Source organism: Microbulbifer harenosus (assembly GCF_005771435.1).
GTDB classification, from domain to species: Bacteria; Pseudomonadota; Gammaproteobacteria; order Pseudomonadales; family Cellvibrionaceae; genus Microbulbifer; species Microbulbifer harenosus.
Genome location: NZ_VANI01000004.1, coordinates 448599 through 468464, shown reverse-complemented (window position 1 = coordinate 468464; position 19866 = coordinate 448599). Strand labels below are relative to the sequence as shown.

16 protein-coding genes are annotated in these 19866 nt (G+C 55.9%); 13 read left to right on the top strand and 3 right to left on the bottom strand.

What is annotated here, in order from left to right; all coding sequences use genetic code 11:
• The first annotated feature begins 54 nt into the window (after positions 1 to 54).
• From FDY93_RS04260 to FDY93_RS04240, 5 genes are all read left to right on the top strand, one after another.
• Positions 55 to 870 carry an alpha/beta hydrolase gene (locus FDY93_RS04260; protein ID WP_138234487.1) on the top strand — a complete coding sequence of 272 codons (816 nt, stop codon included), beginning with the start codon at positions 55 to 57 and terminating at the stop codon, positions 868 to 870.
• Positions 867 to 1073 (top strand): CPXCG motif-containing cysteine-rich protein, encoded by a 207-nt coding sequence (locus FDY93_RS04255; RefSeq protein WP_138234486.1) that lies wholly within the window; start codon positions 867 to 869, stop codon positions 1071 to 1073. The genes FDY93_RS04260 and FDY93_RS04255 overlap by 4 nt, the downstream gene beginning before the upstream one ends.
• A gap of 145 nt (positions 1074 to 1218) precedes the next feature.
• On the top strand, positions 1219 to 4044 hold the full coding sequence (locus FDY93_RS04250; protein WP_138234485.1) for a M16 family metallopeptidase: 2826 nt from the start codon (positions 1219 to 1221) through the stop codon (positions 4042 to 4044).
• A 431-nt stretch (positions 4045 to 4475) separates the two neighbouring features.
• Positions 4476 to 6044 carry a S8 family serine peptidase gene (locus tag FDY93_RS04245; RefSeq protein WP_138234484.1) on the top strand — a complete coding sequence of 523 codons (1569 nt, stop codon included), beginning with the start codon at positions 4476 to 4478 and terminating at the stop codon, positions 6042 to 6044.
• Positions 6045 to 6284: 240 nt separating this feature from the next.
• Positions 6285 to 6683 carry a globin gene (locus FDY93_RS04240; protein ID WP_138234483.1) on the top strand — a complete coding sequence of 133 codons (399 nt, stop codon included), beginning with the start codon at positions 6285 to 6287 and terminating at the stop codon, positions 6681 to 6683.
• Here the strand turns inward: FDY93_RS04240 and FDY93_RS04235 are convergent.
• Positions 6677 to 7159: a hypothetical protein gene (locus FDY93_RS04235; RefSeq protein ID WP_138234482.1), complete on the bottom strand. Its 483-nt coding sequence runs from the start codon at positions 7157 to 7159 to the stop codon at positions 6677 to 6679. The two genes, FDY93_RS04240 and FDY93_RS04235, sit on opposite strands and share 7 nt — an antisense overlap.
• Positions 7160 to 7402: 243 nt before the next feature.
• Between FDY93_RS04235 and cyoA the strand changes: the two genes are divergently transcribed.
• Genes cyoA through cyoE form a run of 5 tightly spaced genes read left to right on the top strand, consistent with a single transcriptional unit; the run spans position 7403 to position 12264 of the window.
• A complete protein-coding gene (gene cyoA, locus FDY93_RS04230; protein ID WP_138234481.1) occupies positions 7403 to 8332 on the top strand; it encodes a ubiquinol oxidase subunit II in 930 nt (309 codons plus the stop codon).
• 3 nt (positions 8333 to 8335) lie between these two features.
• Positions 8336 to 10390, top strand: a complete 2055-nt coding sequence (gene cyoB, locus FDY93_RS04225) for a cytochrome o ubiquinol oxidase subunit I (protein ID WP_138234480.1) — start codon at positions 8336 to 8338, stop codon at positions 10388 to 10390.
• Positions 10387 to 11004, top strand: coding sequence for a cytochrome o ubiquinol oxidase subunit III (gene cyoC, locus FDY93_RS04220; RefSeq protein ID WP_138234479.1), 618 nt, complete (start codon positions 10387 to 10389; stop codon positions 11002 to 11004). The genes cyoB and cyoC overlap by 4 nt, the downstream gene beginning before the upstream one ends.
• Positions 11004 to 11345 (top strand): cytochrome o ubiquinol oxidase subunit IV, encoded by a 342-nt coding sequence (gene cyoD, locus FDY93_RS04215; protein WP_138234478.1) that lies wholly within the window; start codon positions 11004 to 11006, stop codon positions 11343 to 11345. Before cyoC ends, cyoD begins: the two co-directional genes overlap by 1 nt.
• A 25-nt stretch (positions 11346 to 11370) precedes the next feature.
• Positions 11371 to 12264, top strand: coding sequence for a heme o synthase (cyoE, locus tag FDY93_RS04210; protein ID WP_138234477.1), 894 nt, complete (start codon positions 11371 to 11373; stop codon positions 12262 to 12264).
• An 87-nt stretch (positions 12265 to 12351) separates the two neighbouring features.
• Here cyoE and FDY93_RS04205 read toward each other — a convergent pair whose 3' ends face one another.
• Positions 12352 to 12741 (bottom strand): hypothetical protein, encoded by a 390-nt coding sequence (locus FDY93_RS04205; protein ID WP_138234476.1) that lies wholly within the window; start codon positions 12739 to 12741, stop codon positions 12352 to 12354.
• A gap of 213 nt (positions 12742 to 12954) precedes the next feature.
• Here FDY93_RS04205 and FDY93_RS04200 point away from each other — a divergent pair, with 213 nt between their 5' ends.
• Positions 12955 to 13185 carry a DUF350 domain-containing protein gene (locus FDY93_RS04200; RefSeq protein WP_105103243.1) on the top strand — a complete coding sequence of 77 codons (231 nt, stop codon included), beginning with the start codon at positions 12955 to 12957 and terminating at the stop codon, positions 13183 to 13185.
• A 12-nt stretch (positions 13186 to 13197) separates the two neighbouring features.
• Positions 13198 to 14010 (top strand): transglutaminase-like domain-containing protein, encoded by an 813-nt coding sequence (locus tag FDY93_RS04195; RefSeq protein ID WP_240914041.1) that lies wholly within the window; start codon positions 13198 to 13200, stop codon positions 14008 to 14010.
• A gap of 94 nt (positions 14011 to 14104) precedes the next feature.
• Here the strand turns inward: FDY93_RS04195 and FDY93_RS04190 are convergent, their stop codons facing one another.
• Positions 14105 to 19402: a PKD domain-containing protein gene (locus FDY93_RS04190; RefSeq protein ID WP_171018884.1), complete on the bottom strand. Its 5298-nt coding sequence runs from the start codon at positions 19400 to 19402 to the stop codon at positions 14105 to 14107.
• Here FDY93_RS04190 and FDY93_RS19415 point away from each other — a divergent pair.
• The gene (locus FDY93_RS19415) at positions 19401 to 19829 is read left to right on the top strand and encodes a hypothetical protein (protein WP_166219310.1); all 429 of its coding nucleotides are present in this window, start codon (positions 19401 to 19403) and stop codon (positions 19827 to 19829) included. The genes FDY93_RS04190 and FDY93_RS19415 overlap by 2 nt on opposite strands.
• Positions 19830 to 19866 lie beyond the last annotated feature (37 nt).

The following is a 19866-nucleotide window of genomic DNA, read 5'->3' as shown; positions in this document are numbered from 1 at the left end:
ATTGCCCGGAAGCCCCTCGCGGATGCGCACCATTACCCATAGACAGGAGTGTCCATGTCCGACGCCGGCAGCGGCCGCAATCGCCGCCACAAAGTGACCTTCCCCAATGCCCGCGGTGAACGGTTGGCTGGGATTCTGGAAACTCCGGCGGGCTCCCCGCTCGGTTTCGCTCTGTTCGCCCCCTGCTTCACCTGCGGCAAAGACGTGCTCGCCGCCTCCCGTATCTGCCGCCGCTTGGCGGATCACGGCATCGCCTCCCTGCGCTTCGACTTCACCGGCCTCGGCGACAGCGAGGGGGACTTCAGCGACACCAACTTCTCCAGCAATGTGGCAGACCTCGAAAGTGCCGCCAGTTTCCTGCGCGACGAATATCAACCCGCCTGCCTGCTGATCGGCCACAGTCTGGGCGGCGCGGCCGTGCTCGCGGCAGCGGCATCGGTGCCTGAGGCAAAGGCCATCGTCACCATCGCCGCACCGGCGGACCCGGAACATGTGCTGAAACAGTTTTCCTGCGCACTGGACACCATCCAGAGCGAGGGCAGGGCGGAGGTGAAACTGTCCGGGCGACCGTTCATCATCCGCAAGCAGTTCGTGGATGACGTGGAATCCATCGTCGAGGGCTATATCCACCGTCTGGGACGGCCGCTGCTGATCTACCATTCACCGGTAGATCAGGTGGTGTCCATCGACGAGGCCGCCGATATCTACAACCGCGCCCTGCATCCCAAAAGCTTTATCAGCCTGGATCGCGCCGATCACCTGCTCACCCGGCGGGAAGACGCGGTGTACGTGGCTGACACCCTCGCGGCCTGGGCCGCGCCTTACCTGGAGGCCCTGCCCGCGGCAACTGGTTCAGAGGAGGAGCCATGAACAGCCCCACGGGAAAGATTGAGGAATTCAGCGATCGCTGCCCTTACTGCGGCGAGACCATCCTGATGCTCATCGACACATCCGCCGGCAGTCAGCACTACATCGAAGACTGTGCCGTGTGCTGTCGGCCCATCCAGGTACTGGTGAGTGAGGATATGGAAGGTCAGTGGACGGTGGAGTTCAAGCACGAGGGCGATGTTTAGCCGGGAGATGGTCCCCCGGCGTTGCAGCCTCTCCCACCGGCAACTATAAACAGGCGTCGACATAAGTTCGCGGGAGTTCTCCGCGGTGCGGTCTCGAACGCACAAACCCTGAATAATGAAAGCCAATACAATAAGGAAACCTGTTATGGCAAACAGACTCTGGCTGCCAGCCACCCTGGCCCTCGCCATCGCCGCCTGCGGCGACCCCAACAACAACGGCAACGAAAGCGGCAAGATCACCACGCCCGACAAAGGCGCCGCAGAAGTACTGCAGTCCACCGCAGCCACCCCGCAAGCACTCAGTATCGATTACGAGAAATTCACCCTGCCCAATGGCCTGCGGGTAATCGTGCACGAGGATCGCAAGGCGCCAATCGTGTCTGTGGGCGTGTGGTACCACGTGGGCTCCAAGGACGAGAAACCCGGGCGCACCGGCTTTGCCCACCTGTTCGAGCATTTGATGTTCAACGGCTCGGAGAATTACGACGACGAATACTTCAAGCCCTTCGAACAGGCCGGCGCCACCGGCATGAACGGGACTACATGGCTCGACCGCACCAACTATTTCGAAACGGTGCCGAGCAACGCGCTGGACATGGCCCTGTGGATGGAATCCGACCGCATGGGCCACCTGCTCGGTGTGATCACCCAGGAAAAACTCGACGAGCAGCGCGGTGTGGTGCAGAACGAGAAGCGCCAGGGGGAAAACCAACCCTACGGCAAGGTCATGGGCAAGATGCAGCAGGCCATTTTCCCCGCCGGCCACCCCTATTCCTGGGAGACCATCGGCTCCATGGAAGACCTCAATGCAGCGAGCCTGGAAGACGTGCACGAGTGGTTCAAAACCTACTACGGCGCGGCCAACACTGTGCTGGTGCTGGCGGGCGACATCGATGTTGCCACCGCGAAAGAGAAAGTGAGCAAATACTTCGGTGATATTCCCGCGGGCCCGCCGCTGGCGAAAAAGGACTCGTGGATCGCCAAGCGCGACCAGTCCACCCGCGAGAGTATGTTTGACCGCGTGGCGCAGTCGCGCATCTACAAGGCCTGGAACACCCCCAACATCGGCCACGCAGACGCGGGTGCCATCGACCTCGCCGCCTCCATCCTCGGCGATGGCAAAAACTCGCGGCTGTACAAACGCCTGGTCTACCAGGACCAGATCGCCACCAGTGTGTACGTGTCTGAATACGAATTTGAACTGGCGTCGATGATCCAGGTGGTGGCCGACGCCAAACCCGGTGTGGATCTCGCCACTGTGGAAGCGGCTATCGACGAGGAACTGCAGAAGTTTCTCGCCGAGGGCCCGAGCAGCGAAGAGCTGGCGCGGGTCAACATGACCGATTACGCCGCCACCGCGCGCGCCCTGGAACAAGTGGGCGGCTGGAGCGGCAAGGGCGTGATCCTCGCCCGCGGCGAGCTCTATCTGGACAACCCCAACGGCTATCTGGAAGCGATGGCGCACCGCCAGCAACTGACACAGGCGCAGGTGCAGTCCGCCGCACAGAAGTGGCTGTCGAGCGGTGATCACGTGATCGAAGTGCACCCCTTCCCTGAATACAAAACCGCCGCAAGCGGCGCCGACCGCAGCAAACTGCCGGCGCTGGGCGACTTCCCGTCAGTGCCCTTCCCGGATATCCAGACCGCGGAAATGCCCAACGGCCTGAAGATCGTGCTGGCCGAGCGTCACTCGGTGCCGGTAGTGAACATGGAGCTGCAATTTGACGCGGGCTACGCCGCGGACCAGGGCGCGCGGCTCGGCACGTCCAGCTACACCATGTCCATGCTGAAGGAAGGCACCAAACACCTGAGTGCACTGGAGATCAGCGCGCGCGAGGAAATCCTCGGTGCCACCATCGGTACCAGTGCGGACCTCGATACTTCCAGCGTGAGCCTGAACGCCCTCACCAGTAATCTCGACGCCTCCATCGAACTGTTCGCGGATGTGCTGCTGAACCCCGCATTTGCCGATGAAGAAATCGAGCGCAAGCGCAGCCGTTGGATCGCCGGCATCCAGCAGGAAAAAACCAAACCGGTGCAGATGGCCCTGCGCAACCTGCCGCCGCTGCTGTACGGTGAGGGGCATGCCTACAGCATTCCGTTTACCGGCAGCGGCACCGAGGAGTCCATCACCGCACTCACCCGCGGCGACCTGATGAACTACCACCAGACCTGGCTGCGCCCGGACAATGCCACCCTGATCGTTGCCGGCGACATCACCATGCCGCAACTGCAGGAAAAACTGCAGCAGCACTTCGCCGACTGGACCGCACCGCAATCTGCCAAGCCGGTGAAAAATCTCGCGCGGGTGGCGCTGCCGGAAAAAGCCAGCGTTTACCTGATCGACAAACCCGGATCGGAACAGTCCATCATCATCGGCGGCCTGCTCGCACCCTCGGAGAAAATCCCCGAGCGCGAAACCCTGCACATGATGAACGATATTCTGGGCGGCACCTTTACCGCGCGCATCAATATGAACCTGCGGGAGGACAAGCACTGGGCCTACGGCGCCTACTCCTTCCTCACCGGCGCCAAAGGCCAGCAACCACTGCTGGTGTATGCCCCGGTGCAGACCGACAAGACCAGTGAATCCCTCGCGGAACTGCAAAAGGAACTGCGCGCGTATATCGGCAGTAATCCAGCCAAGGCGGATGAACTGCAGAAACTGAAGGACAAACGCATCAACGAATTGCCAGGGCGCTTTGAAACCATCAACGCTGTGGCCGGCGCCCTGTCATCCCTCGTCACTTACGAACGCCCACTGGATTACATGGACAGCTACGCCGAGCAGGTGCGCGGTATCGACCTGGAGCGGGTACGCAAACTGGCGAAGCAGACCATCAAGCCGGAACAATTTGTGTGGGTGATAGTGGGTGACAAGGAAAAAATTGCAGAAAAAATCGCACAACTGGAAATTGGAACTATTTCCGAGCTGAATGTGGACGGACATCCAATAGCGGGCGGCAGCTGAACAACTACCGGGAAAGCCCCTGCAAACATAAAAAAAGGTCGCGGCGTACGCCGCGACCTTTTTTTATGTTTTGTCCGTCGGAACTTCACTGCGCCCGAACATTGGCAATCCACCACCGGGGACACCTCTGAAAGTGTTGTGACCCGATGTTGCCAGACCCCACAAACAGGAACAAACGTACCAGTTAAGTTGCACCCCCATTAACACTGACGAGTAAGTACCTCTCGCCCTCCACTAGCTTGACGCGAATTTCATCCACAAAAAAAGATTTTGATCAGCGCTCCACACTTGCCATATCCGGCAATTGGAGCCGCGCAAAAAGCTGCTAGATTTTCTTCACCGGCTGTACGCCTGTATCGGGTTCGATACAACGGCAGCCACAAAAACCATCAACAATAAGAAGTACCAGCCTATTCTGGAGCAATAAAAAGATGACCAAATCCATTCCAACGTTAATCGCCAGCGCACTGGCTCTGGCCATATCCACACAGGCCAGTGCCTCCGACGAACGCTACATCGTCAAATTCAAGACAGGTAAAGGCCCCGCCGTAAAAGCGATGATGGAAAAGAACGGTGGACGTTCCGCTCTGACACTGGAAAAGCACAATGCCATGGCAGCCAACCTGCCGTCGCAAGCTCTCGCTGCACTGCGCAACAACCCTAACGTGGAATTTGTGGAAGAGGATGTAAAGCGCTACCCGATGGCGGAAAGCCTGCCATTCGGCATCCCCATGGTGCAGGCGGATCAGGTCAGCGATGTGCTGGCCGGCAACCAGACCGTGTGTATCATCGATTCCGGCTATGACCTCTCCCACGAGGATCTATCCGGCAACAATGTCACCGGCAGCAACGATCCGGGAACCGGTTTCTGGTACACCGACGAGAACAGCCACGGCACCCATGTGGCGGGCACTATCGCCGCGATCGGCAACGGCAAAGGTGTGGTGGGCGTGATGCCGAATGCCAATATCAAGCTGCATATCGTCAAGGTATTCGGTGCTGACGGCTGGGCCTATTCTTCGTCACTGGTCGCAGCTGCGGATCAGTGTGCCAGCAACGGCGCCAGTGTGATCAACATGAGTCTCGGCGGCACCACGAAATCTCGCACCGAAGAGCGCGCCTTTGCTGACCTGTACAGTACTTACAACATTCTCTCCATCGCCGCGGCGGGCAACGACGGCAACACCCGTCATTCCTACCCGGCCTCGTACGATTCCGTCATGTCCATTGCCGCCATCGACAGCAACAAGATGATCGCGGACTTTTCCCAACAGACCGATCAGGTCGAACTCGCCGGCCCCGGCGTGGATGTCCTGTCCTCTGTACCGGTGGGCATGGGCCTCGCCACCACATTTACCGCGGCTGGAGACACCATCGAAGCCTCTGGCATGGAAGGCAGCCCACAGGGCAGTGCCAGCGGCACCCTGATGGATTGCGGCCTTGGCGAATCCACCTGTGCGGACGCCAACGGCAAAATATGCCTGATTGCCCGCGGCAACATCAGCTTTGCGGAAAAAGTCCAGGCCTGTGAAGCTGGCGGTGGTGCGGCGGCGGTGGTCTACAACAATGAGCCCGGCATGCTATTCGGCACCCTGGGAGAAACCGTTACCGGTATCCCGTCGGCCGGCATTTCCGACATTGACGGAGCCACCCTACTCGGCCAAATCGGCAGCAGCGCCAGCCTCTCCATTGAGCCCAGTGACTACGCCTATTTCAATGGCACCTCTATGGCCACCCCACATGTAGCCGGTGTCGCCGCGTTAGTATGGAGCCATTTCCCCAGCTGCAGCGCCAGTGAGATCCGTACCGCGCTGAATAATACCGCGGAAGACCTCGGTGCAGTCGGGCGCGACAATGCCTATGGCTACGGTCTGGTGCAAGCAAAAGCAGCCGTGGATTATCTGACGGTCAACGGCTGTAGCGGTAGCAGTAGTTCTGGCGGCAGCAGCGGCGGTGGCAGCGGTGGTGGAAAACCTTGCAAGGGCAAAAACTGCAGCTGAGTACAGCAAGCAAAAGAAAGGGGCCAAATGGGCCCCTTTTCTATTTGCGAGCTCAGGGAAATTTTTTTACTACCCGAAAGAGCGAATTGATCCAGATCAATTTAATCAACCGGCTTGATCTAGATCAATTTTCTCCACAAACCCTACCACTAGAATCCCCCCGCCTCGATCAGCGACGCGCGTAGAGGGCGGTGCACCGCCGACCGTATTTACTGGTATCAAAATTCACGGAGATCCACGATGGGGAATGCCGACAGCGATGTGGTGTTTCAGAGCTATGGACGCTGCTGTAATAACGAATATTTCTTTGTCGATTTTTATGATCGTTTCATGGGTAGCTCCGAAGAAATCCGTGCACTGTTCGTCAATACCGACATGGCCGCCCAGCGGCATCTGTTGCGCAACGGCATCATGCAGCTGGTGTTGCACGCTCGCGGCATGCCGGATACCAAACTGCGCGCGCTGGGATGCAGTCATTCCCGCAGCGGCTACAATATCCGCCCGGAATGGTACGGCCTGTGGCTCGACGCATTGCTGGCAACACTGCAGCAATACGACCCGTACTTTGAGGACGCCACCGCGCAGGCCTGGCGCCGGGCACTCGAACCGGGAATCGAACTGATCCGCGGCGCCTACTGACCGGTCAGCAGACGGTTTCCCTTTGTACACCCCGGGATTGTTTGGTAGGCTTCGCGCGCAACCGCCGGGGAAAGTACATTCTTTGAACGAATTCCCGGTTCAAGACGCAGGGTGTCACCTGCAAGCACTACCCGCTGGATGAGTTTTTGAAAGCGATCAGCCGTCTTACCAATGCCCCCGGAATACCTCCGGCCAACCTTGACCCAAAGGTCAAGGCGGCATTCGTATTCTGGCTGCTGGGCAGCGCCTTCTTCGGTTTCTCCAATCTGCTGCTGCAATTCGGGTTTCCGCCAAACCCCGCTGAATTTATGCCGATCCTTGAAAGCGGCATCACCTCGGAAACCATCGTCGCGCTTGCCAGCGCCGCCCTGCTGATTACCAGCATCTTCGTTTTCCGGCATTTCTGGCTGCAACTGCTGCTCAGTTTTTTCAGAAGCCTGCGCGCCGTTTTCAAACGTTTTCTCCGCGCACAGCAACCGCCGGCTCCGGCACTGTGCTCCGCACACCGCTCCGCCCATTCCTCTCGGGCGCCTCCCTTCCGCGCGTAAACAGTTCGGTCTTTCCGACCGTGCGCGCTGATTTTTTCCGGAATCAACAAATCCGTTGACCTGACTGCCTGCGGCAGCAGGGGCTGGACTTGTTCGCTCGAAATTAGCCAGCGCATTTCTCACTACCCCCGGTAGTTGTTATCAACCTCCATAGCGAGAGGAATGCTCCTCGTGTTTATTCGTAGCCTCAGAAACGCTGCGCTGTCTGCCGCCGTGCTTGCACTGGCGGGATGCGACGGCGGCGTGCTCGACCCCAAGGGACAAGTGGGTGTCGATGAAAAATCCCTGATTATCATCTCCACCGTGCTGATGCTGCTGGTGGTCATTCCGGTTATCGTCATGACCCTGTACTTCGCATGGAAATACCGCGAAGGGCGGGAGCATGAAATCTATGCGCCCAAATGGGCCCACTCCACCAAGATCGAGGCCACCGTGTGGCTTATCCCGGTGGTGATTGTGGTCATTCTCGGCGTCATTACCTGGCGCTCCACCCACAGTCTCGATCCCTACAAACCACTGGAACACGAGCGCGACCCGCTCACCGTGGAAGTGGTTTCCCTCAACTGGAAGTGGCTCTTCATTTATCCAGAACAGGGCATAGCCGCGGTCAACGAGCTGGTGATCCCCACTAACGTGCCGGTGAATTTCAAGATCACCTCCGAATCCACCATGAACTCGTTTTTCATTCCGCAACTGGGAAGTCAGATCTATTCCATGGCCGGCATGGAGACGAAACTGCACCTGATCGCCAACGAGCCAGGCACCTTTGAGGGCTTCTCGGCCAACTACAGCGGTGCGGGGTTTTCCGGTATGCACTTCGAAACCAAAGCGGTGGACGAAGCAGTATTCGAGCGCTGGGCAAGCGATATGAAACAAGGTCATCCAACCCTCGACAGTACCCGCTACGCCGATCTCGCCAAACCCAGCGAAGACCACCCAGTGGAATATTTCAGCGCGGTGAGCGACGGGCTGTTCCACCAGATCATGTTCAAGTACATGCAGCACTACAACACCTGGAACAAGGCCCCTGTCCATCAAGAAATGGAGCACGGTGCCACTGGCATGCACCCCACCATGCATCATGGCAAAGCGGAGGAGTAACCCATGAATCTGCTCGGAAACTTATCCTGGGAAGCCATTCCCTATCATGAGCCCATCATCATGGGCACTCTTGCGGTGGTCGGCATCGCCGGCATTCTCATCGCCATCGCCATCACCCGCGCGAAACAGTGGGACACCCTGTGGTTTGACTGGATAACGTCCGTCGACCACAAGCGCTTGGGCGTGATGTATATCCTGCTGGCGCTGATCATGCTGATCCGCGGTTTTTCCGACGCAATTATGATGCGCACGCAACTGGCCATGGCCACCAACGGCGCCGCCGGTTATCTGCCGCCGGAGCACTACGACCAGATTTTCACCGCCCATGGGGTGATCATGATCATGTTCATGGCGATGCCATTCATGATCGGGCTAATGAACATCGTGCTGCCGCTGCAGATCGGCGCGCGCGACGTGGCCTTCCCATTCATGAACAATCTAAGTTTCTGGTTGTCTGCGGGCGGTGCTGTGCTGATCAATATTTCCCTCGGTCTCGGTGAATTTGCCAAGACTGGCTGGCTCGCCTATCCCCCGCTGTCGGAGCTGTCATTCAGTCCCGGCGTGGGCGTGGATTACTATATCTGGGCACTGCAGATTTCCGGCGTCGGCACGCTGCTGACAGGGGTGAATTTTCTGGTGACCGTGTTCAAGATGCGCGCACCGGGCATGAAGCTGATGGACATGCCGATTTTCACCTGGACCTGCACCTGGGCCAACGTGCTAATCGTGGCCTCCTTTCCGATTTTGACGGCGGTGCTGGGCCTGCTGACCCTCGATCGCTACCTGGATTTCCACTTCTTCACCAACGATCTTGGCGGTAACGCCATGATGTATATCAATCTGTTCTGGGCCTGGGGTCACCCCGAGGTGTACATCCTGATGCTGCCCGCGTTCGGGATTTTCTCCGAGGTAATTTCCACCTTCACCGGCAAGCGTCTTTTTGGTTACACATCCATGGTGTGGGCAAGCGGTGCGATTTCCATCCTCGGCTTCATCGTGTGGCTGCACCACTTTTTCACCATGGGTTCCAGCGCCAATGTGAATGCTTTCTTCGGCATCATGACCATGATCATTGCGGTACCCACCGGCGTAAAACTGTTTAACTGGCTGTTCACCATGTATCGCGGCCGCCTGCGTATGACGGTGCCGGTACTGTGGACGCTGGGTTTTATGGTGACCTTCACCATCGGCGGCATGACCGGGGTTTTGCTGGCAGTGCCGGGGGCGGACTATGTGCTGCACAACAGCCTGTTCCTGATCGCACACTTCCACAACACCATCATTGGCGGTGCGGTGTTCGGCTACCTCGCCGGCTTCGCCTTCTGGTTCTCCAAGGCCATGGGCTTCCACTTGAACGAGCGCATCGGCAAGGCCTCTTTCTGGTGCTGGCAGATCGGTTTCTATATGGCGTTCATGCCGCTGTACGTACTGGGTTTCCTCGGCATGACCCGCCGTCTGAACCACACGGACAACCCCGACTGGAATATCTGGCTGTATATCGCCTGTGCCGGTGCCTTCGTGATTCTCGTGGGCATCGTGCTGCAATTTGTGCAGCTGTATCTGGCATTTCGCAACCGCGAGCAGAACCGCGACCTCACCGGCGATCCCTGGAACGGCCACACCCTGGAGTGGTCCACCGCTTCGCCACCGCAGTTCTACAACTTTGCGGTGCTGCCGCAGGTGGACGACATCGATGCATTTACTGATATGAAAGAAAAAGGCACCGCATACCAGCGCCCCGCCAAATATGCGCCCATTCACATGCCCAAAAATACCGCTGCCGGAATTCTAATCGCCAGTGCAGCCACCGCGTTCGGCTTTGCCGCAGTGTGGCATATCACCTGGTTGGCGGTGGCGAGCCTTGTGGCCGCGGTGGTCTTTCTGTTGCAGCGCGCCTACGTCTCGAATGTGGATTACTACGTGCAACCGGATGAAATCGCACGTATCGAATACGCGCACCTGCGCCACGTGAATCCCGCTCCCGCTCACCACCAGGCCACCCCGGCCAAGCGCCGCAAAAAAGCTGCCGAAGAATCTATCGAGGAGGTGTCCGCATGACCGCGATCGCTCACGTACATCAGGGTGCCAACACGGCACCGGATCATCACCACCACGACACGAGTGAGAACACCATCTTCGGTTTCTGGCTCTATCTGATGACCGACTGCCTGTTGTTCGCATCAGTCTTCGCCACCTACGCAGTCCTGTTTATGAACACTGCCGGTGGCGTATCTGGACGCGATATTTTCGAACTGGATTATGTCGCTATCGAAACCGCGGCACTGCTGTTCAGCAGCATCACCTACGGTTTTGCGATGATCGCCGCACACCGCCAGAACAAAGGTGCCACCCTCGGATGGCTGCTGGTGACCTTTGCCTTCGGCGCGGTGTTTATCGGCATGGAAGTGAATGAGTTCCATCACTTGATCGCCGAGGGTAATGGCCCGTCGCGCAGCGCCTTCCTGTCTTCGTTCTTTGCTCTGGTCGGCATGCACGGTCTGCATGTTACCGCCGGCCTGATCTGGATGGCGGTGATGATGATCGAAGTGGTCAAGCGCGGTCTCGGCAGACAGACCATCACGCGGCTGTCCTGCCTGAGCCTGTTCTGGCACTTCCTGGATATCGTCTGGGTGTGTGTATTTACCGTTGTCTACCTGATGGGGGTTCTTTAATGAGCGCGCAGACAGATTTACATGCCGATCACTCTCATGAAACGGATCACGGCAGCGTCAAGTCTTACCTGGTGGGGTTTGCACTGTCGGTCATTCTCACCGCCATTCCATTCTGGGCGGTGATGACCGCTCAATTCGACAAGGCCACCAATATCTGGCTGATGGTGACAATGGCAATCGTGCAGGTGGTGGTGCATCTCAAATATTTCCTGCACCTGAACTTCTCCGAACAAGGGCGTGCGAACACATTCGCCTTCCTGTTTACCGCATTGATCATCGTCATGGTGGTTGGATTGTCGATATGGATCATCTACGCCTCCAACGCCATGATGATGCACTGACGCTTTTGGCGATTCGGGAATGGCTATGCTCAAACATTACATTCACGTCACCAAGCCGGGCATCATCGCCGGCAACCTGATCTCGGTCGCCGGGGGATTTTTTCTCGCCGCCCGCGGGGACATCGACTGGCAGCTGTTTTCCGCCACGGTAATCGGGTTGTCACTGGTGGTGGCCTCCGGTTGCGCTATCAACAACTGCATCGACCGCGATATCGACGCGCGTATGCAGCGTACCCGCAATCGGGTGACCGTCACCGGCGCCCTCTCGGTGCGCGCGGCGCTTGTGTTTGGAATAGCGCTCGGCGTTGTGGGATTTGCGCTGCTGGCGGTATTCACCAACGCCGTCAGCGTCGCTTTCGCTGCGCTGGGTTTTGTGATTTATGTGGTTGTCTACAGCCTGTATATGAAGCGCAATTCCGTATACGGCACGTTGGTGGGCGCGCTCTCCGGTGCAGTGCCGCCGGTGGTGGGTTACTGCGCGGTCACCGGCCAGTGCGACAATGCGGCCCTGATCCTGCTGCTGATGTTCTGCCTGTGGCAGATGCCGCACTCCTACGCCATTGCGATATTCCGTTTCCGCGACTACGCAACGGCGAATATCCCGGTACTGCCGGTGGCGCAGGGCGTCGGCAAGGCCAGGCTACATATCGTGCTGTATATCGCGGTGTTTTCACTGGTCAGCATCCTGCTGCCACTGAACGGCTATACCGGCGTGGCTTTTACGGCGGTGGCCTGCACCACCAGTTTCTGGTGGCTGGTGATGGCACTGCGGGGTTACCGGAGGGATGTGGATATTCACAGCTGGGCGCGACAGGTGTTCGCGTTTTCTATCTTTATCATCACCGCACTCAGCGTCAGTATGGCGCTGGACTTTAATGAAGTCGTAACTAACGCGTCCCCACATCTCGCGGGAATCTGATGCCGCATGGACCACCAGATACCATTCCAATAAAAAGGTTTGCCGGCTAACCGGCAAACCTTTTCGCTCTCACAGATCCTTTGACGTTTACCGCTGCAGATCCCGGATGCAGCTGTTGTAGGCATTGATAAATACCTCACTGCCCCGGTTCGGGACCGCATTGGATTTATCCGCTGCCACGTTCCGACAACCCTCAAGCTGATCACTGCTCAGGCCTGTACCCGGCAATGTCTGGCTGCGCTGATACATATGCGCTTGCAATACACGGTCCTTATGAGCCTGTACGGTAGGTTGAGGTACCTGATAGAACAGGCCGGTGTCCTGGTTGAACTGATAGAAATTATTGCCACTTCTCCAGTAGGTGGTGCCCATGATCTGAACTTCCGAAGCACCAGCAGGAAGCTGGGATATCGGCTGCTGCGCCAGGGCGGCACCGGAAAGTGAACAGAACAGTACTACAGGTATTAAGTAACGCATGGAAAACTCCTCCTCTTCCAACGTGCCACGAAGTCTACTCACGCCCGACCGCCGTCCCCAACGAATTTCCCGATAAATTTTCTGATCCGGTGGTTCACAACCGACCCTTTTCAGAAGCCTGGTTTTGTCAATACTGCGCATTTTAAGAAAGCGGAAAACTGGTCTTCAATATGATCTAATTGAGTCCTTATTGGTTCAAAATGGACAAAAAACGTGCAACCAGAATTTCTTACCGCCACCCTGTTCAATCTCGGTATCAACCTGCTCTACACCGTACTGGCCATCATCGTGGGTATGGTTGCATTGCTCGTGATCGACAAAAAGCTGCTGAAACATGTGGATATCGAACAGGAACTCAAAAACGGCAACATCGCCGTAGCGATATTTGCTTCCACCATTCTGGTGTTTGTAGCAATGATCATTTCCTTTGGTTTGAAAGGTTGAGGTTAATTTCCCGTGCGCCTTTTGCTCACCGGAGTACTACTGAGCATACTGATGATGCTGCCGGAGCTGCTCCAACAGCGGAACCAGTTACTGCGAGACAGCGTTGTTCTGAGCCACCAGCGCGCCGCCGCTGGGGAGGGCGAACCTACCGATGTCAGCGACAACCAGCGCGGCACTGTACTGGTGGAAGGCAGCCGCTCGCCACTCACGGAACAAATGGTGCAACAGGCGGTGGGGAAACGCTCGGATGCAGAGAGCGGCTACATTTCTATCTGGAACTGGCAAGGGCTGGAAAACGTCACCGCCTCTGCCCGCGGCCTCGACAGTCACCATCACTTCGCCAACAGTTATCTCGTCGGCTTCCAGCCTTTTGAGACCAAGGAGCTTTGGGTCCCGCTGTACACTCTCGCCATGCGCAAGGAATACCAGTACGACCATCTGCAGTACGCAGGGCTTGCAGATATCTGGCAGACCTCCCGCCAAGCGTATTACCAGAAACGCGGTGACTGCGAAGACCACGCCATCCTGCTGGCGGACTGGCTGATCAATCTCGGGGTGGATGCGCGGGTCGCACTTGGTACCCATAAGGGTGAGGGCCACGCCTGGGTCGTGGCTGTTGTCAATAACACGGAATACCTGCTCGAAGCCACCAGCAAACGGCGCCAGTCCAGCTGGCAGGCCATGCCGCTGGCGGCACTCGCGGAAGGTTATGAAGTGGAATTTCAGTTCAACCGGGAATACTTCTGGGCGAAAACCACCTCGGCGTCCACCCGCAGTTATCGCGGTAAGCACTGGATCAGAAAGTCGCAGTTTGTGCGCGGTTAGTATAGCCGGTATTAATCAGTCGCAATTCTTGCTTAATTGGCGAGGTAATAAAACAACGGCACCTTTCGGTGCCGTTGTTTTATTCCGAATTACCTTACTCCTGACTCAGCTCTTGTAACTCCAGACCACTGATTCCCTGGGAGATAACATACAGTTTGTCTCCGCTGCGCAACAGATGCAGTGGATTTACCAGATTGTTGGCGCTGCCAGTACGGGCAAAGCTCGTAAGATAGTCATGCTCATACAGTGTGCCGTCCGAGCCCAGTACTTGAACTTCACCGGCAGATTCATCGAACACCAAGCTGTTCACCATTACGCCAGTCGCAGTCAGGCTGAGGACATAGGTCATGTCGGAGGCGAGGAATACATCGCCACCGCGGGTTATAACGTGCTGGCTATCAGGCGTCGCCCAGATGTTGCCATTCATTCGGTAGTATCCGTGATAGGGTGAATCGCCGAGACGGGTGATGCCAGTACCGCTAATGTCGAATTTTTCAATATCGGAAGGAGATAAGTCACTGTCCGCGGCAAATACCCAGTTCTGCGATGGGTGCAACGCGAGGCGTGAACGCTGCCGGATGCCATTCTGCCCAAGCAGGACGCCGGTCTCGGCATTATAAGAGAGGATATCTGTCCACTGGCCGGAACCCGACGCCACCACCAGTTTACCGGAATCAGTAGCCACGAGATCGTAAGGATCTGTCGCCACCAGGATAGTGTTGATATGGGCCTGTTGCTCAGGATCAAACTCAGCCACATAACCATACTGGTCCTCTTCCCACCAGTAACTGCTATGCTCTTGCACCAGCAGCGCAAGATAGAGCTTGCTGCCATCTGGTGTGATCGCCAATCGCTCCGGCATTTGTTCAAACTCGAAGTAGCGTTCGGTAAGACCACTCAACAGATTTACCACATATAGACGCTTAGCTGATTTATCGCTGAAGTAAGCCTTATTCCGCGTCTGGTCCACCACAAAGTCGGCTATGGCAAAATCCAGCTGATTGGCAATGCTGCCCGTTACCTCTATCCCCGTGTTCACACCCTGCGCGACAGAGAGACTCTTCTGCGCAATCGAAGCAAGCCCTCCCGAGTCGCGGACCTGCATGCGAACGAGGTAGCTACCCGCCAGTATATAGTTGTGACTGGCAGAAGAACTGGTAGAGAAGTCACCATCCCACTCACCATCACCGTTCAGGTCCCAGCGGTACTGCAGTGCATCACCATCCTCATTGTCAATACTGCCCGAGGCATCGAAGGTAAATGTGTTCGCCGTATCCATCGCCGCTGCATCAACACTGAACGCGGCCACCGGCGCGGTGTTAGCGCCGCAGCCAATGCAGGGATGTACGTATTCACTCAGCTGGAATGCCGTCTGCCCTTCGGAAACAACGAACACACTGCTGCCAACTACGGAAATGGATACCGTATCTGCCGGCACCGACATGGTGTCAACCTGCAACCAACTGCTTAGATTGAAGTACTGAACACTTCCGTCTGACAATAGCGCAAACGCCAGTTTTTCCGCTGTATCAAAAGCCAGTTGCTCTATCCGCACCTCCTCCGAGGTCAACCCAAACACAAAGGAGAGATCTGATGTGCGAAAAATATCGCCGCCGCGGCTGATCAGGTAGTTTCCATCTGGGGAAACCCAAATATTGCCATTCACGCGATGATTGCTCAGATAAACGGAATCCACCGAATCATCAATACCAATACCCGATATATCCAGTTTGTAGATATAGGAATATGAGTCGGACTGAACCGCAAACACCTGCTTCTGCGAAGGAGACAAGGCCAACACGAGCTGGCTTGCCACACTGAGACTACTAAGCAGATTGCCACTGTCAGCATCATATGCCTGGACGTGATTCCAACGTCCAGAGACAACCAGCTGCCCTGCATCCGTCACCACGAGGTCATAGGGGTCAATCGCAACCGGCAGTGTATTTACATGGGCCTGTTGCTCGAGATCAAACACAGCAACATAGCCGAGCTGCTCTTCCAAACTGCGGTATGCATTAGAACTCGTAGAAAGTAACGCGAGATACAACTTACTGCCATCTGGAGTAATCGCCATGCGCTCCGGAATTGCCGGAAATTCAAAGTAACGTTCAGTCAATCCGGTTAACAGGTCGACTACATATAACCGCTTTTCCGATTTATCGCTGATGTAAGCCTTGCTGCGCAGAAGATCGACTTCCATTTCTGTCACAGTGAAGTCAAGCAAATGGGCCGCGCTGTCTGAGACTTCAACACCATTGTCGATGCCCTGGGCAACCGAAACCACCTTTGTTCTGGTGGAGGTCAGACCGCCGGAATCCCTGATCTGAAGACGCACCTGATAGCTGCCCGAGAGCAGGTATTTCTGTTCCGCGGTAGAGTTGCTGGAGAACGCCGAGTCCCACTTTCCGTCACCGTTCAGATCCCAGCGATAGAGCACTGCACTCCCATCTTCGGAATCACTACTTGCACTACCGTCAAACTCATATACGTTCGAGGTATTACCTGTTTCCGGGGCATACTCAAAAGATGCCGTAGGTGCAGTATTAGCACCGCAACCCGTACAGGGATGCTCCATATCCGTAAGCAGGGATTCAGACTCCGTACCGGCCAGAGCAACGACTTTGCCACCCATTACGGAAATCCATTCACTCCCATTCAGTACAGGAACACTGCCAACCTGTAACCAGCTGGTCATATTGAAATACTGCAGGCTGTCGGCAGACGTCAGAGCGAAAGCCGTGTTTTCCACCGGATCGAAAGTCAGCTGTTCAATGTAAACACCCTGGGCGGTGAGGTTCGTAACAAACGTCATGTCGGAGGCATTGAAAATATCACCACCGCGTGTGATCAGATACTTTCCATCCGGCGTAGCCCATACGTTGCCGTTTATACGGTGGTCGCCGTGGTAGGGGGAGTCACCCACACTCACAATACCTGCGCCACTAATATCAAATTTTTCAAAATCGGATGGAGACGAACCCGTGTCCGCCGCAAACACCCAATTCTGGGACGGATGGAGAGTTAGGCGGGATGCCTGACTAATGGATGCATTGCCGAGAACCTTGCCAGTACTGGCTTCGTACGCGTAGATATCGGTCCACTGACCAGAACCCGACGACACGATCAGCTTGCCGGCGTCTGTAACCACCAGATCGTAGGGGTCGGTATTTATCTTGAATGTGCGGACATATGCAAGCTGTTGCAGGTCGATCTCTGCGATATAACCATACTGCTCCTCCTCCCACCAATAAGAACTGTGCTCCTGGGCAAGCAATGCCAGATACAGGGTAGAACCGTCGGATGTCATGGTCATGCGCTCAGGCATGAAATCGAATTCGAAATATCGCTCGGTGAGGCCGGTGGTGACATTCACTACATACAGACGTTTGCCGGCCTTGTCGGTGATATAGAGCAGGTTGCGCGCTTTGTCCTCCTGTACTTCGGTAACATTGAAGTTCAGGCTATTGGCGACAGCATCCTCTACAACCACACCGGGATCAATCCCCTGCGCAACGTTGACGCTCTTGACAGCCGTGGAAACCAACCCCCCCGGATCCTTTACCTGCAGGCGAACAAAGCGCAAGCCCGCCAGTGTGAAGCGATGCTTCAATATCGGACTGGAAGAGAAGTCCGCTTCCCACTGACCATCGTTGTCGATATCCCAGCGGTACTTAAGCCCTACGCTACTTTCACTATCGCTACTGGTCGATGCATCGAACGTGTATAGATCGGTCGTGTTGCCATCGGTCGGAGTGTAAGCATAGCGCGCGACGGGTGCTGAATTGTTACCGCAATCGGCGCAGGGGTGCTGTTTCTTGATGGTGATTAGTTCATTCTGGTCAACCAGAAAGTAACTGACACTGTCCCCATGGGTATGGACTCCGAGAGCATTGCCAAAATACATATCTGTGGTTACTGCCTCGAAGGTAGACAGATTGACAATCAGAATGCTCTTGTCGGAAAGCATGAGCCAGGCAAGACCCCGCGCAGTATCAAAATGTACGTGATGGATCGTTACCGACGGCGGAGTAATACTTTTTACATAGGAAAGGTCACTGGCTAAGAACAGGTCCCCGGCACCAGCAATGACATACTTACCATCTGGCGTGGTCCAGACGTCGTAACCAGCGCGATGATTGTAGTTGGTGGATACATTAGAGGGGCGCACAATACCCGCGCCACTGATATCCAGCTTTTCGATTTCCGATGAGCTGGACCTGGAGACAAATACGGATTGTTCATCCGAGTGCAGGCTGATATATGAACCCTGGTAAATGTGATTGCTCATGCGGCCAAGCTCTACGCCAGTATCCGCATCGTAGGCGATGATGTTGGTCCACTGCCCGGATCCCGACGTCACTACCAGTTTTCCGCCACTGGTAACTACCAGATCGAATGGATCGATATTGAGTGTGAGGGTTTTAACAAGAGTGCGGGACTCGAGGTCGACTATCGCTACGTGGCCCAGCTGATCTTCCTCCCACCAGTAGGAGCTATGTTCCTGCTCCAGAAGCGCCACATAAAGCTTGCGCCCATCCGGAGTAGCCGCCATCCGCTCGGGAGCGTGGTCAAAGGTGAAATATTGCAAAAGGTCGCCGGAGTATAGATCCAGTACTTCAACACGCTTTCTGCTTTTATTGGATATGTAGAGTAGGCCACGATCCGCATCTACATAGGTATCGGCAATGCCTTCAGCTGCGCTGGCACCAATATGCACCAGCTCCAGAAGGTTGTCGGTTGCGTCTTCCAGTCCATCCTGATCGTCATCTTTATCGGTATTGTCCCCCAGATAGTCGCCATCAAAATCCCGCTGTTCATCGGGGTTCCAAGGCAACTGGTCGAGTTCATCCGCGACACCGTCATTATCATCATCCGGGTCGACGTTGTTCATCAGACCATCGCCGTCAAAATCGAGCAGCGTGGATTCCGCCAACTGACGGGAAAAGTGTCGAATGGCATTGGCTGGCATCACCGGGCCGTCTCTTCCTGGCAGCGACGCAATAAGAGCCTTGACCTTTGCGCTAGCCAGAAACGTCTTATATGACTCGGACAAATCGGCCAATTTAATGTCGGCGGCGGCCAGTGCATCAATATTCACCTGCGGGATAACGATGGCATTTTCAATATCACCATCGTCATCAAGGGTCTGTAACAGCACAAGCGTGTTGATCACTTCATTGCTGCTGAAATCCCGGAGCGCAAACAAATCAAAAGGCGTCATTACCGGTAAGGCGGCTACTTCCGGAAAAGCGATATTCCCCACTGAAAAGACAATGTGGTCATCTTGCCTGAACTGGAATTTCCCGCGGGCATCGGTGGTACCGGCAAGGCCGGAGGTGGTGGTGTAGGAGAGTCCCACCACGCGGCTGTCCAGGAATATGCCATCCATGGACACAACGTCACCGCCACTGGAACTGCTGGATCCGCCCCCGGAGCTGCCCGAACTTGAGCTGCTGGAACCACCAGTCTGGGGCGATTCGCTCGATCCGCCCCCGCCGCCGCAGCCCGACAACGCCAGCACAACTGAAAACAGTAAAGTGAAAAGATTTCGGGAGAAAAGTCCGTGTTTCATGGGCAATCCGGTTATTAACGTCAAATACAGCCAGAGGTCATTGCGCGCAGCAATAACTGGAGCCCCTGAACAACCAGACTACAGTGACGGCGAAGCCCCCCAGAAAATAGCGATCAAGGCTAAAACAGTGATCGACGCCAGTCCAGAGCGTGTAATGAAGTGTAATTTCGTTAGAGCCGACCACAAAAAATACAAAACGAACAATAAAAAAACACAAGAGTTAGTAAAACCACAATATGAGTGATAATCAACCAGAACTATACCCGTTACCTCGACTCCGA